The organism is Sphingomonas sp. NIC1, from assembly GCF_001638925.1.
Taxonomy (GTDB): Bacteria; Pseudomonadota; Alphaproteobacteria; order Sphingomonadales; family Sphingomonadaceae; genus Sphingomonas; species Sphingomonas aquatilis.
Genome location: NZ_CP015523.1, coordinates 49,108 through 64,164 on the forward strand (window position 1 = coordinate 49,108; position 15,057 = coordinate 64,164).

Sequence of the window (15,057 nt, forward strand, 5' to 3'; positions counted from 1 at the left end):
CCCTTGCGCGGAGCGGGCTAGGCGAGCTTGCTGGAAACGGCCTTGATCGCTTTCAGTCCCGATCCGAACCGCGCGATGGCCTCCCGGTTCTTCTCCAGCTCGCCATAGGGCAGGTAGGATATGTCGAGGTCGGCTACGCGGCTGAACGCGGGCCGCTGCAACTGCGCGCGAACGTCCGTCTCGCGCGCGTCGGGCGCGACAAGGAACAGCCCCGCGGTCGCGTGAAGGTCGCCACCGCTCAAGGCCAGGTCGAGCATCCTGACGATGCCCGAATAGATCGAGGTCGAATGCTCCACCTCGAACGCCGCGGCGACATGATCGCCGGCCTTCTCAAGCCACAGCACGTCGATCAGCCGGATCGAGTCAGCGCCCTTCGACGTCGCGATCGTGTCGGGCAGGCGCTCAAGGCATCCTGCGCCCAAGGGTGATCCGTCGAAGGCGCGGCTGCGGTCGTTCGCGGCGATCCATACGTCATAGCCGAGCGCCAACCCTAGATCGCGAAGCCATGCCTGGATTTCGGTATGGGTGCGCTCGTTCTCGCCCTCGCGCTGAGCGGCCTTGCTGAGCGTGCGCGCTTCCTCGCGCGCCGCCTCAAGCCGCTGCCCCCAGCTCGCCAGCGTCGCGCCGCTCACGTCGAGGGGCGGAGCCGGATAGCGATCGGAGCCGATGTCGAACAACAGACCGCCGATCGCGCCTAAATCATTCGATAGCAGCTCGCGGAAGCGGTCGTTGAGATCGAGGATGCCGGTCCGCATCGCCAGAAAATGCTCCCAGCTCCCGAGCTTCACATTCGCCCCCGTCAGCGCGTTGTAGCCCTTAACGATTGCGGTGTTGAAGGGCGGCACCAGCGTCGGGTGAAGGAAGTAGAGGAGGTTGGCGACCGCCGGACCCAGCCCCTTGATCTTCAAACGGTCGATCGCGTGGATATGGCTGATGATCTCCTCGGCCGTGTCGCAACAGGAACAGGCGTCGAGCAAGCGGCCGAACGCGCGCTGATTGTCGGGGCTCTCGTAAATGTCGGGATGCGGAGCTTCGGCTTCCAGAGGAACGCATGGTCCGCGCCCTTGAAGATTTGCCGCTGCTCGGCGACGGAATGGACGACGGTTTCGAGCGACGATCCGCGGTAGGCGACGCCGAACGTGCCGCGCTCGATCTCGCCGACAACCTGGGTGATGCCGCGCCGGATTGATCGGAAGTTCTTCAACCGCTCGTCCCAAAGAAACCAGCTCCGATAGGTCGCGCCCTGATCGTCACGCCAGCGGGCAATTAAGCGGCGCACCAGGCCGTCATGGTCGGTGCCAGTAGAAAGACTGTCGATCTGCGCTGCCATATGTCCCCGATTGCCCCCGGCCCGCGTTTGGCGAGCTAGTAATAGACCTAAGCTGCGGCCCTTATGACGTCGAGGGTGTAGAGCTGGCCCCCGCAATATGAGGGCAACGCCGCTCCCGCGCGTAGATTCAACATACACGCCAGCGGTGCCGACAGGGCCTTGACCCTAACACGGTGTCATACCCTACATGCTCTCGGGTCGAAGGAGTCTTGCCATGAACGACCCTCATTCCCATTCCCAAGCCGGGGGTTGCGGCTGTTCGAAGCCTGCGCCTGAATCGGTCTCCACGCCCTCATCCTGTTGCGGGGCGGCTCGGCCGCTCCCGCAAAGGTCGAGCACGAACATCATCACACCGAAGCGGGCGGCTGCTGCTCGGGCAGTAAGGACAACGATGCCGCAGCAGCAGTGATCGACGCGGTGTGCGGCATGACGGTCGATCCCGCAAAAACGACACACCATGCCGAGCACGCTGGTCATGCCTATCATTTCTGTAGCGCAGGATGCCGGAGCAAGTTTGTCGCCAATCCTGACGCCTATCTGAGCGATAAGCCGAAACCGGAGCCGATGGCGACGCCGGGGGCGATGTGGACGTGCCCGATGCACCCGCAAATTCGCCAGGAAGGGCCGGGAACTTGCCCAATCTGCGGCATGGCGCTCGAACCCGAAGAACCGTCGCTCGACGATACTCCCAACCCTGAGCTGGTCGACTTCACGCGCCGACTGTGGGTGGCGGGCGCGCTCACGATCCCGCTGCTCGTCGTCTCGATGTTCGCGGAAATGTTAGGCCTGCATGTGGTTAGCCCTGCGGCCTCGCCTTGGGTCCAGCTCGCACTCACCGCGCCGATCGTGCTGTGGGCGGGCTGGCCGTTTTTCGAGCGGGGGTGGACATCGCTTCGTACCCGCCATCTCAATATGTTCACACTGATCGCGATCGGCGTAGGTGCCGCCTTCCTCTATAGCGTGGTCGCGACGCTCGCGCCGGGCATCTTCCCAGCGACCTTCCGCACGCATGGGAGCATGGTTCCCGTCTATTACGAGGCGGCCGGCGTCGTGGTGACACTGGTGCTGCTCGGGCAAGTGCTCGAACTGCGCGCTAGGGCGGCGACAGGGCGCGCGATCCGCGCTCTCATGGATCTCGCCCCCAAGACGGCGCGACGCTTGCAGCCTGACGGTTCTGAAGAAGAAGTCGGGCTTGCCGACGTGGCAACCGGTGACCGGCTGCGGGTCCGCCCCGGTGAAGCCATCCCGGTCGATGGCGTCGTGGTCGAGGGTCGTTCGTCGGTCGACGAAGCCATGCTCACCGGCGAACCCGCGCCGGTCCTCAAGGAAGTCGAGGCGATCGTTACCGGGGGCACCGTCAACGGGACGGGCAGCCTGGTGATGGAAGCCCGCGCGGTTGGTTCGGACACGATGCTCGCGCGTATCGTCCGCATGGTCGCGGAAGCGCAGCGAAGCCGCGCCCCGATACAGGCGGTCGCCGATCGGGTTTCAGGATGGTTCGTGCCGCTCGTCGTGCTGATCTCGATTGCGACCTTCATCACTTGGTCGCTGGTCGGCCCTGAGCCGCGCATGGGCCATGCCCTGCTTAACGCCATCGCAGTGCTGGTGATCGCCTGCCCGTGCGCGCTCGGGCTCGCCACGCCCATGTCGATCATGGTCGGCACGGGACGCGGCGCTCAGGCCGGCGTGCTGGTGAAGAACGCGGAAGCCTTACAGTGGCTGGAAAAGGTCGATACCCTTGTCATCGACAAGACGGGTACGCTCACGGAAGGCAAGCCCAAGCTGATCGCGGTCGAGACGGTCAGCGCGGTCGGAGAGAACGACATGCTCGCGCTTGCCGCGGCCGTCGAAGGCCAATCCGAACATCCGCTCGCGCACGCAATCGTCGTTGCCGCCAAAGAACGAGGATTGCAGCTCGGCACAGTCGCGGACTTTGCCTCGCAAACCGGGCTGGGTGTCAGCGCCAGGGTGGGCGGCCGCTCGGTCGTGATTGGCAATGCGGTGCAAATGAGCCGGATCGGCGCTGATCTCAAGCCGGTCGACGCCGCGGCCGATCGTCACCGTGGCGAAGGCGCGGGCATCATCCTCGTCGCGATCGACGGGGCGCTCGCCGGTCTGCTCGCAGTCGCCGATCCGGTGCGCGCATCGGCGCGCGACGCTATTGCCGCGCTTCGCAAGGAGGGCCTGCGGGTCGTCATGCTCACCGGCGACAATCGTGGGACGGCCGATGCTGTCGCGCGCGCCGTGGGCGGTCTTGATGACGTGCGCGCCGATCTGCTGCCGGAAGACAAGGCGCGTATCATCGGCGAGCTGAAAGCGAGCGGCGCAAGGGTCGCAATGGCGGGCGATGGGATCAACGACGCCCCGGCGCTCGCCGCCGCGGATGTCGGCTTGGCGATGGGAACGGGAACAGACGTGGCGATCGAAAGCGCCGGCATGACGCTCACGCGCGGCGATCTCTCGGCGATCGTGCGCGCCCGCAAGCTCGCTCGCGCGACGATGCGAAATATTCGCCAAAACCTGTTCTTCTCGTTTCTGTTCAACGGGATTGGTGTGCCAGTCGCGGCGGGAGTCCTCTACCCGGTAGCAGGCATCCTGCTGTCGCCGATGCTGGCCGGTGCAGCGATGGCGATCTCGTCGTTCACCGTGGTCCTGAACGCGCTGCGGCTCAACGCGGTAAAGCTGTGAACATCGGAGCGGCGTCGGACGCCAGCGGCGTCTCCCAACGCATGATCCGCCACTATGAAAAGATTGGCTTGGTGCCCGCGCCGCCACGGCGCGGGAGCTACCGGGACTATGCCGACGCTGACGTTCATCGGCTGCAATTTATCGCCAACGCGCGCGACCTGGGGTTCCCGATCGAGGAAATCCGCACGCTGCTGGGGCTATGGTCGGATCGCGATCGGTCGAGCGCGGAAGTCAAGACGCTGGCGGAAGCCCGCGCTGCCGAACTGGGCCGCAAGGTCCGCGTCTTGGACGCCATGCGCCGCTCGCTTACCGGGCTCGCCCAAGCCTGTCATGGCGATGATCGGCCTGATTGTCCGATCATCGAACGCTTGGCTGAATAACTTGCGCGGCTAACTTTTACTCCACTTGAGCGTGATCGTGCGTCGCACCGTTTCACGCGTTTCGCGCTGCGGCTTTGCCGCACCCCTCGATCGCCGCGCGGTTGGCCGTCACGATCCTGTCGGCCCCGACGATGGCGCGGAACGCGGTGGGACTGGCGCTCTGGATCATACGCTGCCCGGCTTCCCAGCGGGGCAAGTCGAGCGTCCGCGCCGCCATGCGCTCGGGCCATTGCCAGCTCGCCGGTGCGATCTCGCGCGCGACCAGGCCCGGCACGATCGCCCATGCGAGGATGCCGGCCGCCACCCCACCCAGGGCAAACCATAGCTGCCGATTCTTCTGGTCGGCGCGTGTCCATGCGGACCCGGCGATGGCGCGAAGATCGGCCATGATGCGGGCCTTGTCCTCGCCCGCCTTGGCGAGCGCCGCCTGATCCTCGCGCCGGGCGGCGCTGCCCGCCGCGGCGATGCGCTGCGCCATCTGCTCCGGCGTCATCGCCAGCGCCGGGGCCGCTTTCAGGAATTGGCCGATGCGCGCGACGTTCTCGCCTGCCGTGTTCACGTTCTGCTGGAGCACGCCAAGCGTCTCGGTATGGTCGGGTATGTCGATCGCCGCGCTCGGCCGCCAAGCCCTCCACGGCGCAGCGCCAGCTCGCCGCGCATGGCCTCGAACGCCTCGGCCGCGCCTGCTCCGCCCTGATCGTCCTCGTCCGTCACCTGTCGTGAGCCTGCAACCCGTGATATTTCTCCGAGTTAATCAAAGGAGACCCAACAATCACCGGACCGTTCATGCCTAAGACACCACACACGAAAGGCCCGGACGAAACCCTTTCTCTCCTCGCCGATCCCTATCGGTTCATCTCCAGGCAGTGCCAGCGCCTAGGCGCAAACGCTTTTGAATCCCGTTTCCTGCTGAAAAAGACCACCTGCCTTAAGGGGGCCAAGGCCGCCGAAATCTTCTACGATACGACCCGCTTCATGCGCGAAGGTGCCATGCCGGCCGCCATTCAGAAGACACTGCTGGGCCAAGGCGGCGTTCAGGGTCTGGACGGCGGGACCCATCGCCACCGCAAGCAGATGTTCATGAGCCTGATGACGCCAGAGCGCGTCCGGGCGCTGGCGCAGCTGTTCGAGGCCGAGTGGCGCAGGGCGGTGCCGGGTTGGACGCGAAAAGGAGAGATCGTCTTCTATGACGAGTTGCATGAGCCGCTGACGCGGGCGGTATGCGCTTGGGCGGGAGTTCCTCTTACGGACGATGAAGCCAGCAACCGCGCGGGCGAACTGCGGGCGCTGTTCGACGCCGCCGGCTCGGCGAGCCCGAGGCATCTCTGGTCACGGCTGGCCCGTCGTCGCGTCGACGCATGGGCGGCGCGGATCATTGAGGACATTCGGGCCGGGAGCATCGGCTCGGGCTCGGAGACCGCGGCTTACGCGATAGCTTGGCATCGCGACCGGCACGACGGTCTCCTTTCGCCGCACGTCGCAGCGGTCGAACTGGTAAATGTCCTTCGCCCGACCGTCGCGATCGCAGTATACATCACCTTCGTCGCCCACGCGCTGCAAACCTGTTCAGGGATAAGGGCGGCCTTGGCTCAGGAGCCGGACTATGCCGAGCTCTTCGTCCAGGAGGTCCGCCGATTCTATCCCTTCTTTCCCGCTGTGGTGGCGCGCGCGCGCCAAGATTTCGAGTGGGAGGGGATGGCCTTTCCGGAAGGGCGTCAAGTGATGCTGGACCTTTATGGGAGCAATCACGACGCAGCGACCTGGGCCGACCCCCAGGAGTTTCGCCCTGAGCGTTTCAGGGCTTGGGACGAAGACTCCTTCAACTTCATTCCGCAGGGCGGCGGCGATCACTATCTCGGCCATCGCTGTCCCGGCGAATGGATCGTCCTCGCGATCATGAAGGTGGCGGCACACCTCCTCGTCAACGCGATGCGCTATGACGTACCGGACCAGGACCTGAGCATCGATTTCGCCAGGCTGCCAGCGCTTCCGAAAAGCGGCTTCGTGATGCGCAGCGTCCACATGGGTGGCTAGCGCCGCGTGCCGTGGTGATGGTGATCGGCTCCGTCATCGACCGTTTGCGCGGAACCGGCGCGCGATGCGACATCTACCCAGACGAAGGTTGGTCCAGCAAGTCGATCACGGCGCAACTCGCCGCCCCGTCGCCTTCGCAACGGTCGATGGTCGCAGCCAGCAGGCTTTCTAGTTGCGCCAGATCCTCCATCTTAGCGCGCACACGCTCTAGATGGTGAGCCGCGATCTCGCGGACCTCACTGCATGACGCCTGCGCAGAACCGCCAAGAGACAGGATCGCGCGCACCTCGGCCGGGGAGAAGCCGAGTTCGCGCGCGCGACGGACGAACCCAAGTGCGCGGACGTGACCGGTCCCATATACCCGCCGCCCGCCGCTTGTGCGGGGTGGCGTTGCGAGAACACCAACGCGCTCGAAGTACCGGATCGTCTCGATATTCACGCCAGTCCGGCGAGACAGCTCGCCGATCGCAATGCTTTCCTCAACGCGCATATACCGCTTGCTCCTGTAGTCACTACAGGATGCATAACGGGCTAACCCGCTAGAGGCGATAGATGAACCAAGAGAGCATCCCGCGTGAAACCCTAAGCGCACCAACGTCACGACGTCGCGCCGACACGGGGCTATCCGCCCTCGGCGCGCTTGCGAGCTTAGCCGCTGTTCTAGCTGCGGCGTCATGCTGCGTCCTGCCCCTCGCACTCGCGGCGCTCGGCCTGGGGGCGGGCCTGTCCAGCAACTTCGCCGCGCTGATGCCACTAAGGTGGCCGCTAACGGCGACCTCGCTCATCGGCTTGGCTGCTGGGTGGTGGGCCTACGCGCAGCGTCGGAGGTCCTGTGCTGGGGACCGGTCCTGCACAATGCCGCTGCCCTCGCGCGCGACACCTATCCTGCTCGCGATTGGAACGGTTCTGACGCTTATCGCGTTCGCCTGGGACCTCCTAGAAGCGCCGCTGATGAACGCGCTTTCCTGATGCAGCTCACCTCAACCCTGACCTGTCCCAAATGCGGCGGGGTGGCCACCGAAAGGATGCCCACCAACGCCTGCCAGTTTTTCTATGATTGCCGGCATTGCGCGGTGGTGCTGCGGCCCTTGGCCGGCGACTGCTGCGTGTTCTGCTCATTTGGCGATGTCCCATGCCCTCCAATCCAGGAGGCGAAAGCAAACGGGACTGTGACGGGCTGCTGCGGGTGAGGCGATAGCTTCACGTTCCTTCGTGAACTGGGGTCCTGCTCGCCCAAGGTCGCGCAAGCGGAAGTTGCCTACTTCGGTCTTATTCGACCGGTTCTGACCTGCCTCAACTGCTCATTTTCGAGAGGGCATTTGAACAGGATAGCATTTCGGGCGCTTAAAAAGCCCTTGCTCCTCCAGTGGCTGGAGCATGTAACCGCAATTTGCTCTCCTGCGGACGGGGGCTGGAGGTGGCTTTTTGACGGCCCGTGCTGAAGCAATCGGTATGTCTCGACGCTCATTAGTGGCGCGGCTGCTGGCCTGTGGAACCGGCTTGGTGCTCGGTTCTCCAACGCTCGCGCGACGGACTTCCCGGTCTGCGGGCTCGTGGAACTTTGGCGCGGCTCACCTCGAATGGGAGCCGCTGGAAGTCGGCACGGGTGATACCCTCCTTGTTTTGGCGCAAGTGGGCGGCGTGCCGGTGCGGGCGGTGCTCGACAGTGGCAGCGGCGCGTCGATCATGAGCACGGCGCTCGCGGCGAAGCTCGGCTTGAACAATGGTGAGCGGCGCATGATTAGCGGGCTGAGCGCCAAGGCCCCGGTGCTGCTGGTCCGCGACATCGACGTACAGCTCGCCCGCGAAACCCGTCGTCTCCCCTTTGCTGTTGTCGGTGATCTAGGTGCTGTGTCGGCGGCCTTCGGACGACCGATCGATATTCTCCTCGGTGCCGATATGTTCACGGGCAGCTGCATCGCGCTCGATTTCGCGAACAGGCGTATGGCGGTCGTCAAGTCGGGGACGTTCCTCGCCGGCCCTGATTGGCGCGCTGCCGCGCTCGGGCGCGGTGCCAAGCAGGAGCTGTTCATCCGGGCCTCCGTCGAGGGCCTGTCTCCCGTGCCCTTGATGATCGATCTTGGCAGCTCGGCCGCGCTGATGCTCTCGTCGGCCTATGCCCGCGATCAAGGGCTGTTGAACGGTGTCAATCGGCGTCCAAAAAGGACCCCTATCGGCGTGCAAAAGGGACCCCCTTCGTCGAGCAGCGTAACGGGTATGACGGGCGCACTGTTCGTGCTGGTTGCGGCGTAGGGCGGGCGTAGCCCGACCGGAGGCGAACCAGCACGAAGCGTTCTCTGCCGGTGCCCCAGGCTTCAGCTTCGATGTTTGAAGCGCCAGCTGTCGTTGCCGGTTTCGACGATGTCGCAATGGTGGGTAATGCGGTCGAGCAGCGCGGTGGTCATCTTGGGGTCGCCAAAGACGGTCGGCCACTCACCAAAGGCCAGGTTGGTGGTGACGATGACCGAGGTCTTCTCGTAGAGCTTACTGACGAGGTGGAAGAGCAGTTGACCGCCCGAGCGTGCAAACGGCAGGTAGCCAAGCTCGTCGAGCACCACGAGATCGAGGCGCGAAAGCTGGGCCGCCAGCGTGCCGGCCTTGCCGAGGCGCGTTTCCTCCTCGAGCCGGTTCACCAGGTCCACTGTGTTGAAGTAGCGTCCGCGGGCGCCGGCTCGTACCACATTGGCAGTGATGGCGGTGGCGAGATGCGTCTTGCCGGTACCCGTTCCACCGACCAGCACGACGTTGCGTTGGCCCGGAAGAAACGAGCCGCTGTACAGCGAGCGCACCAGTCCCTCGTTGATGGGAGTGTCGCCGAAGACGAAGGCGTCGAGGTCCTTCACCGCGGGTAACCTGGCGGCCGACATCCGGTAACGGACCGAGGCTGCATGGCGGTGCGTCGCCTCGGCACGCAGCAGGTCGGTCAGGACCTCCATGGTCGTGCGCTTGCGCTGGAGACCGGTAGTGACCGCCTCGTCGAAGGCGCCAGCCATGCCCTTCAGCCCCAACTCGGCCATGGCCGTCATCATCTCATGCCGCTGCATGGAGACCTCGCAGGCTGTCATAGCGGTTGCAGTCGGCACGGGGCGGATGGCGCAGCGCCAGATCTTCTGGCGTGACAATAGTCAGCGGTCGCGGCGGTTCGCGCCGGCGGGCCAGGATGTTGACGATGACGTCGTCGCTGGCGACGCCGGCCAGCAATGCTTCGCGCACGGCCACTTCTACCGCCTCCAGCCCGTCGTCGAGCACCGCTGCCAGCACCCGCACGAACCGCCGGTCGGCATCGTCGCCGGTGCCAAGCTTGCGCCGCAGTCGTGCCAGCGCAGGCGGCAACTCCCAGCCCTGGAACGGTGCGCCGTTGCGCAGGGCACCCGGCTTGGTCACCAGCACCGGCAGATAGTGCCACGGGTCGTAGATGGTCCGGTCGCGGCCGAAGAACCGGGGATGGTCGGCGACGACTTCACCGTCGCAGCGCACGACGATGCGGTCGGCATAGGCGCGGACCTGGACGGCACGTCGCACCACCCTGGCAGAAACGGAATAGCGGTTGCGGTCGAAGCTGATGAGGCATGTGCCGCTTACCGCATGCTCGCTCTCGTGGAAGCCGTCGAAGGGTGCGACAACAGGCTGGAGCACCGCCCGTTCTGCTGCCCATGCCTGGGCGACTGTCAGCTCCTTCTGCTCGGGATGCTGGTGCAACTCTGCCCAGCGCCGACACTCCGCCTCCAGCCAGCCGTTCAACTCCTCGAGGCCGGTAAATCGCAGGCGCGGCTGGAAGAAGCGACCGCGTGCGGTCTGCACCTGGTTCTCGACCTGACCTTTCTCCCAGCCCGACGCCGGCGAGCAGGCGGTCGGCTCGACCATGTAATGGTTGGCCATGACCAGGAAGCGACGGTTGAAGACCCGCTCCTTGCCGGTGAACACGCTCGTCACCGCCGTCTTCATGTTGTCGTAGATGCCGCGCGTCGGCACGCCTCCGAAGAAAGCAAACGCCCGTGCATGCGCGTCGAACAGCATCTCCTGTGTCTCGCGGGGATAGGCCCGCACATACATTGCCCGCGACGCGCACAGCCGGACATGCGCGACCTTCACGCGCATCGGCTTGCCCGAGATCTCGACGTCCTCGTGGCTCCAGTCGAACTGGTAAGCCTCGCCCGGCCGGAACAGCAGCGGGATGAACGCCGGCGCATTCATCACGTCGCGACGCTGCGCCTGCCGCCAGCGCGCCGCATAACGGCGAACCGCGTCGTACGAGCCATCGAACCCCTCGCGTAGCAGCAGGTCGTGGATGCGCGTGAGGCGCAGCTTCTCGCGCCGCGGCCGTGCCTCATCTTCCTCCAGCAACGCATCCAGTCGCGCCTGAAACGGCCCCAGCTTCGGCAGCGGCTGCACCTCTCGCCGATAACCCATGTCCGCTTCCGGCGCCCGGATCGCCTTGCGCACCACCTTGCGCGACAGGTGCAGGTCCCGCGCTATCGCCTTGATGGCCTTGCCCGACGCGTGCTCGCGCCGGATCCTCAACACCGTCTCCAATACCAGCATCCCGATCTCGCCGCCTGACACACCGCCAAGCGAACAGCCTAGAACACCAGGATGAGGGGTCCCTTTTCGACGCCGATCACCCCGCTAACGGGGTCCCTTTTCCACGCCGATCCACAGTTGAACGGGAAGCTCGTCTCGACCGCGGCGATCGGCGGCGTCGATGGCGTGCGAGTCAACGATGCTTTCACAACCCAGAACATCAACATTGAAGGGCTTGGCGTCTCGAACGTCCCCACACTCGGGATGAGAGCTTGGCTCTCCACCAGCACGGTTGGCAATGTCGGCCTACCGCTGATCGCTCAATTCGACGTGGTATTCGATGTGACGGCCGGGTTCGTGTGGCTCCGGCCGATCGATCCTCGTCACCGTCTGCCGATGCTGAAGGATCGTAGCGGTCTTGGCCTCGCAGCTTCACCAACGGCGCTTACCGTCGTTCATGTCGCGGCGAACAGTCCTGCGGAAAAGGCTGGCTGGGCGGTCGGCGACCGGATCGTGGCGGTGAACGGCCATTCGATCGATGCGAACTATACGCGTGGGGAGCTCTGGCAAGTGCGCTCCCGGCCTGCTGGCACCCTCGTAAAGCTGACGATGGCCTCGGGTGATGTGCGCGACCTCAGGCTAGCCGACTATTACTGATCGGCTTGAGGGTGGCCTTTGCCGATCGCCTTCATGATCCGACAATCGGCCATGCGCGCCTTGGTGCAGCTCTGGCTGAGCATTGCCAACTCATCCCGCAACACCGCGAGTTGCGCCAGCCTCTCCTCCACATCCTTGAGGTGCTGAGCAGCGATAGCTGAGGCGGCACCACAATCCTGGTCCGGGTTCTGCGCCAGCCCCATCAACGATCGTATTTCGTCGACCGAAAAGCCGAGCCGGCGACCGTTGCGGATGAAGTGCAAACGCTCGATGTCGCTGGCATCATAGGTTCTACGGCCCGACGCCGTGCGCGGGGCGGAGCGCAGCAACCCGATCGACTCATAAAACCGGATCGTCGTCACTTTTGTCGACGTCTCGCTGGCGAGCTGCCCAATCATCACCGGCTTCATCATGCCATCCTTGCTAATGCGAACGTGTCGCACATTTCGCTTGCTTCTACAGCGACTGGAGGTGGTAAGGAAGGCCGCATGAATGCTTCTACCGAAAGCTGCGGGTGCCACGGGGAGCCCGCGCGCGCGCAAACCGATCCGGCCTATCGCCGTGCGCTGCTGACCGTCGTGGTGCTCAACCTCGGCTTCGGAGTCGCCGAGCTGTTCGGCGGGTTCATCGCCGATAGCCAAGCGCTGAAAGCGGATTCCCTCGATTTTCTCGGGGACGGGTCGATCAGCCTTATCGGTCTTCTCGCGCTTGCCTGGTCCGCACGGGCGAGGGCAAAGGTCGCGCTGACGCAGGGGTTGTTTCTCGGTGCGCTTGGCGTGGGCGTAATCGGTTTCGCGATTTGGCGCGCCCTGAACGCAACCGCGCCGGATGCCGAACTGATGGGCACAATCGGCGTTGTCGCGCTCGCGATCAATGTCGTGTCCGCCTTGGTGCTTGCGCGTTTCCGGGAAGGGGACGCCAATGTTCGCGCGATCTGGCTGTTCAGCCGCAACGACGCGCTCGCCAATGTCGCGGTGATCGCCGCGGCCGGTCTGGTGGCGTGGACAGGAAGCGCCTGGCCGGACCTCGCCGTCGCCGGCCTCATCGTCCTCCTGTTCCTCCACTCCGCTTATGAAATCGTCACTGGCGCTCGGCGCGAACTGGGAGAGCGGTAGTGCGTCTGCTCACCTTGATCCGGGCAATGCTCTCGCTGCGGCTGCTCGCCGCGCTCGCTGCGCTGCTGATCCCTGCTGCGGCATTCGCCGAACCCGGCGACGTGCAAACCGCATGGCGGCTGCTCGACTATATGGCCGTCGATTATGGAGGCGCGGTCGCGAACGGTCGGATCAAGAGCGCGTCGGAATACGCCGAAATGAATGAGTTTGCCGCGTCGGTCTCGACACGGCTTCAAGGCCTGCCGGCGAAGCCGGAGCGCCAAGCCCTCATTCAGCGGGCCGCCAACCTCCAAGCGGTAATCGCGGAAAAGGGATCGACTGAACAGGTGGCAACACTGGCGCACGGGCTCGCGGCCGATCTGCTGCGCGCCTACCCGGTGCCGCTCGCGCCCGATAAGGCTCCGAACCTCGTCTCCGGCCATGCCCTGTTCCAACAATCCTGCGCGTCCTGTCACGGCATGACGGGCAACGGCCGTGGCCCCGACGCCGCCAAGCTCGCGACACCCCCGATCGCCTTTACCGATGCCGAACGTGCGCGCCAGCGCAGCGTCTTCGCGCTCTATCAGGTGGTGACGCAGGGCATCGACGGGACGGCGATGCAGAGCTTCGCCGATCTGCCGAACGATCAGCGCTGGGCGGTAGCATTCCGAGCCGGGAGCTTCGCCTTCACGGACGCGCAGGCGCGCGAAGGCGAGCAGCTTTGGAAATCCGACCCGACACTTCGCCGGCGCATTCCGGACCTGAAAGCCCTGGTCGCGCTCACCCCGGCCGGGCTCGGCGCGGCAATCGGCGGCGCCAAGGCTGAAGCCGTGCTCGCGTTCCTGCGTCGTCATCCCGAACAGGTGATGCAACAGGCTCCCGGCTCGCTCGTGGTCGCCCGCGCCAAGCTCGCCGAAAGCGTGGCCGCTGCCCGGCGTGGCGATGCGCGCATGGCGAAAGAGCTGGCGCTCTCGGCCTATCTCGATGGGTTCGAGCCGATCGAACCAACGCTCACCGCGCGCGACGCGACGCTGATGGGCCGAATCGAGGGCGCCATGGGGGAGTTCCGCGCCGCGATCGACCGGGGCGCATCGCCCGATGATCTCGCGGAGAAGGTCACGGTGCTGGGCGGCTTTTTCGATGATGCAGAAGCGGCGCTCGCGCCCGATGCCGCCACCGAGGCGTCCACGTTCCTGGGCGCGTTCACGATCCTGCTGCGTGAAGGGCTTGAGGCCCTGCTCATCGTCGTCGCCATGATCGCATTCCTGCGTAAAGCCGACCGCGGCGAGGCGCTGCGCTACGTTCATGGCGGCTGGGTCAGCGCGATCATCGCGGGCGGAATCACCTGGGCGGTCGCCACCTATGCAATCGGGATCAGCGGCGCGAGCCGGGAGCTGACCGAAGGGTTCGGCTCGCTGTTCGCCGCGGTCGTGCTGCTCTCGGTCGGGATTTGGATGCACGGTAAGGCGCAAGCCGATCAGTGGCAGCGCTATATTCGCGAGAAGATGTCGCGGGCGCTCTCGGGCGGGTCGGGCTGGTTCCTGTTCGGACTCGCCTTCGTGGTCGTCTATCGCGAGGTTTTCGAGACGATCCTGTTCTATGCCGCGCTTTCGGCGCAAGGTGACAACGGGATGCTTCTCGCGGGGGCCGGGTCGGCGATTGGACTGCTCAGCCTGATCGCTTGGGCCATGCTTCGCTACAGTCGCAAGCTGCCGATCGCGCAGTTCTTCCGCTATAGCTCCTGGCTCATGGCCGTTCTGACCGTCGTGCTTGCGGGTAAAGGCGTCGCCGCGCTCCAGGAAGCCGGCCTTATCAACATCGCACCGCTCGCGGACGTGCCACGGCTGTCGATGCTCGGCGTGTTTCCCACTTGGCAATCGGTGCTGGCGCAACTCCTGATGGCGGTCGCCATTGCGGTCGGGTTCGCCTGGAACGGGCGCGACCGATCCCGCTCGGGTTCCGGCTCAGTGACCCTTGGTTCGAATTAGTGCAATGACATGAAAACCCTTCCGTGATAGAGGCAAGCTAGTGCGAGCCTTTTTGCCTTTCCTGACATGCCTGATGCTGGTCCTGACCAGCTTCTCCGGCATGGCCCATGCCGCCGATCTGGCGGGGGGAAGCATCGCGGGCGTTGAGTTCACGGTCCATACCGCCGGTGACATCGATCAGGTGCCATCGGACTCGGACAAGAATGTCCCGCATCATCACAATTATTGTCACGGACACGACGTCGGCGCGCCTGCGCGCACGACGATGGAATATACCCCCGTCCTCACAGTGCCCAAGCCGACAATCTCCGCCTCTGCGTCGCTCGACGGCCGCACCGGCATGGTCCATTTGAGGCCCCCCAAGC

General features: G+C 65.0%; 16 protein-coding genes and 2 pseudogenes. 10 read left to right on the plus strand and 8 right to left on the minus strand.

What is annotated here, in order from left to right; all coding sequences use genetic code 11:
- Window positions 1-17: 17 nt before the first annotated feature.
- Both A7E77_RS16510 and A7E77_RS18115 read right to left on the minus strand, forming a co-directional pair.
- Window positions 18-1,330 (minus strand): annotated as a pseudogene (locus tag A7E77_RS16510) (type II restriction endonuclease).
- A 225-nt stretch (window positions 1,331-1,555) separates the two neighbouring features.
- Window positions 1,556-1,807: a hypothetical protein gene (locus A7E77_RS18115; RefSeq protein WP_192930061.1), complete on the minus strand. Its 252-nt coding sequence runs from the start codon at window positions 1,805-1,807 to the stop codon at window positions 1,556-1,558.
- Between A7E77_RS18115 and A7E77_RS16520 the strand changes: the two genes are divergently transcribed.
- Together A7E77_RS16520 and cueR are read left to right on the plus strand one after the other, a co-directional pair.
- Window positions 1,757-4,018, plus strand: coding sequence for a heavy metal translocating P-type ATPase (locus A7E77_RS16520; RefSeq protein ID WP_264177030.1), 2,262 nt, complete (start codon window positions 1,757-1,759; stop codon window positions 4,016-4,018). The genes A7E77_RS18115 and A7E77_RS16520 overlap by 51 nt on opposite strands.
- Complete coding sequence (gene cueR, locus A7E77_RS16525; protein ID WP_063690251.1) at window positions 4,015-4,398, plus strand: Cu(I)-responsive transcriptional regulator; 384 nt, start codon at window positions 4,015-4,017, stop codon at window positions 4,396-4,398. The genes A7E77_RS16520 and cueR overlap by 4 nt, the downstream gene beginning before the upstream one ends.
- A gap of 52 nt (window positions 4,399-4,450) precedes the next feature.
- Here cueR and A7E77_RS16530 read toward each other — a convergent pair whose 3' ends face one another.
- Window positions 4,451-4,972, minus strand: coding sequence for a DUF6118 family protein (locus A7E77_RS16530; protein WP_017980796.1), 522 nt, complete (start codon window positions 4,970-4,972; stop codon window positions 4,451-4,453).
- Window positions 4,973-5,184: 212 nt separating this feature from the next.
- On the opposite strand from A7E77_RS16530, the gene A7E77_RS16535 reads away from it, so the two are divergent.
- Window positions 5,185-6,432: a cytochrome P450 gene (locus tag A7E77_RS16535; RefSeq protein ID WP_063690254.1), complete on the plus strand. Its 1,248-nt coding sequence runs from the start codon at window positions 5,185-5,187 to the stop codon at window positions 6,430-6,432.
- A 73-nt stretch (window positions 6,433-6,505) separates the two neighbouring features.
- On the opposite strand, the gene A7E77_RS16540 is transcribed toward A7E77_RS16535, so the two are convergent.
- Window positions 6,506-6,922: a MerR family transcriptional regulator gene (locus A7E77_RS16540; RefSeq protein WP_063690257.1), complete on the minus strand. Its 417-nt coding sequence runs from the start codon at window positions 6,920-6,922 to the stop codon at window positions 6,506-6,508.
- A 62-nt stretch (window positions 6,923-6,984) separates the two neighbouring features.
- Here A7E77_RS16540 and A7E77_RS16545 point away from each other — a divergent pair, with 62 nt between their 5' ends.
- The 3 genes from A7E77_RS16545 (at window position 6,985) to A7E77_RS16550 (ending at window position 8,685) form a co-directional block, all read left to right on the plus strand.
- Complete coding sequence (locus A7E77_RS16545) at window positions 6,985-7,401, plus strand: mercuric transporter MerT family protein (RefSeq protein ID WP_063690260.1); 417 nt, start codon at window positions 6,985-6,987, stop codon at window positions 7,399-7,401.
- Window positions 7,401-7,622: a GDCCVxC domain-containing (seleno)protein gene (locus A7E77_RS18355; protein ID WP_078462360.1), complete on the plus strand. Its 222-nt coding sequence runs from the start codon at window positions 7,401-7,403 to the stop codon at window positions 7,620-7,622. Before A7E77_RS16545 ends, A7E77_RS18355 begins: the two co-directional genes overlap by 1 nt.
- A 280-nt stretch (window positions 7,623-7,902) precedes the next feature.
- Window positions 7,903-8,685, plus strand: a complete 783-nt coding sequence (locus A7E77_RS16550; protein WP_226341939.1) for a retropepsin-like aspartic protease — start codon at window positions 7,903-7,905, stop codon at window positions 8,683-8,685.
- A gap of 62 nt (window positions 8,686-8,747) precedes the next feature.
- Here A7E77_RS16550 and istB read toward each other — a convergent pair whose 3' ends face one another.
- Complete coding sequence (gene istB / locus A7E77_RS16555) at window positions 8,748-9,476, minus strand: IS21-like element helper ATPase IstB (protein ID WP_062127353.1); 729 nt, start codon at window positions 9,474-9,476, stop codon at window positions 8,748-8,750.
- Entirely contained in the window at window positions 9,463-10,974 is a 1,512-nt protein-coding gene (gene istA / locus A7E77_RS16560; RefSeq protein ID WP_078462179.1) for an IS21 family transposase, read from the minus strand. Before istA ends, istB begins: the two co-directional genes overlap by 14 nt.
- Window positions 10,975-11,091: 117 nt before the next feature.
- On the opposite strand from istA, the gene A7E77_RS16565 reads away from it, so the two are divergent.
- Entirely contained in the window at window positions 11,092-11,610 is a 519-nt protein-coding gene (locus A7E77_RS16565) for a PDZ domain-containing protein (RefSeq protein WP_226341940.1), read from the plus strand.
- On the opposite strand, the gene A7E77_RS16570 is transcribed toward A7E77_RS16565, so the two are convergent.
- A complete protein-coding gene (locus A7E77_RS16570; RefSeq protein ID WP_007406847.1) occupies window positions 11,604-12,023 on the minus strand; it encodes a MerR family transcriptional regulator in 420 nt (139 codons plus the stop codon). The genes A7E77_RS16565 and A7E77_RS16570 overlap by 7 nt on opposite strands.
- A gap of 75 nt (window positions 12,024-12,098) precedes the next feature.
- On the opposite strand from A7E77_RS16570, the gene A7E77_RS16575 reads away from it, so the two are divergent.
- Both A7E77_RS16575 and A7E77_RS16580 read left to right on the plus strand, forming a co-directional pair.
- Window positions 12,099-12,725, plus strand: a complete 627-nt coding sequence (locus tag A7E77_RS16575; protein WP_063690263.1) for a cation transporter — start codon at window positions 12,099-12,101, stop codon at window positions 12,723-12,725.
- Window positions 12,725-14,692 (plus strand): FTR1 family protein, encoded by a 1,968-nt coding sequence (locus A7E77_RS16580; protein ID WP_063690266.1) that lies wholly within the window; start codon window positions 12,725-12,727, stop codon window positions 14,690-14,692. Before A7E77_RS16575 ends, A7E77_RS16580 begins: the two co-directional genes overlap by 1 nt.
- 37 nt (window positions 14,693-14,729) lie before the next feature.
- Here the strand turns inward: A7E77_RS16580 and A7E77_RS18120 are convergent, their stop codons facing one another.
- On the minus strand, window positions 14,730-14,909 hold the full coding sequence (locus A7E77_RS18120; RefSeq protein WP_192930056.1) for a hypothetical protein: 180 nt from the start codon (window positions 14,907-14,909) through the stop codon (window positions 14,730-14,732).
- On the opposite strand from A7E77_RS18120, the pseudogene A7E77_RS18515 reads away from it, so the two are divergent.
- Window positions 14,826-15,056, plus strand: a pseudogene (locus A7E77_RS18515) (hypothetical protein); the annotation flags it as partial. The gene A7E77_RS18120 and the pseudogene A7E77_RS18515 sit on opposite strands and share 84 nt — an antisense overlap.
- Between the last annotated feature and the right edge of the window lies 1 nt (window position 15,057).

Excerpts from the sequence above, each read along its gene's own strand:
- A7E77_RS16520 (WP_264177030.1), top strand. The coding sequence starts at position 1,757 with ATGACGGTCGATCCCGCAAAAACGACACACCATGCCGAGCACGCTGGT.
- A7E77_RS18115 (WP_192930061.1), bottom strand. The coding sequence starts at position 1,807 with ATGACCAGCGTGCTCGGCATGGTGTGTCGTTTTTGCGGGATCGACCGT.
- A7E77_RS16535 (WP_063690254.1), top strand. The coding sequence starts at position 5,185 with ATGCCTAAGACACCACACACGAAAGGCCCGGACGAAACCCTTTCTCTC.
- A7E77_RS16540 (WP_063690257.1), bottom strand. The coding sequence starts at position 6,922 with ATGCGCGTTGAGGAAAGCATTGCGATCGGCGAGCTGTCTCGCCGGACT.
- A7E77_RS16545 (WP_063690260.1), top strand. The coding sequence starts at position 6,985 with ATGAACCAAGAGAGCATCCCGCGTGAAACCCTAAGCGCACCAACGTCA.
- A7E77_RS18355 (WP_078462360.1), top strand. The coding sequence starts at position 7,401 with ATGCAGCTCACCTCAACCCTGACCTGTCCCAAATGCGGCGGGGTGGCC.
- istB (WP_062127353.1), bottom strand. The coding sequence starts at position 9,476 with ATGCAGCGGCATGAGATGATGACGGCCATGGCCGAGTTGGGGCTGAAG.
- istA (WP_078462179.1), bottom strand. The coding sequence starts at position 10,974 with ATGCTGGTATTGGAGACGGTGTTGAGGATCCGGCGCGAGCACGCGTCG.
- A7E77_RS16570 (WP_007406847.1), bottom strand. The coding sequence starts at position 12,023 with ATGATGAAGCCGGTGATGATTGGGCAGCTCGCCAGCGAGACGTCGACA.
- A7E77_RS16575 (WP_063690263.1), top strand. The coding sequence starts at position 12,099 with ATGAATGCTTCTACCGAAAGCTGCGGGTGCCACGGGGAGCCCGCGCGC.
- A7E77_RS18120 (WP_192930056.1), bottom strand. The coding sequence starts at position 14,909 with ATGATGCGGGACATTCTTGTCCGAGTCCGATGGCACCTGATCGATGTC.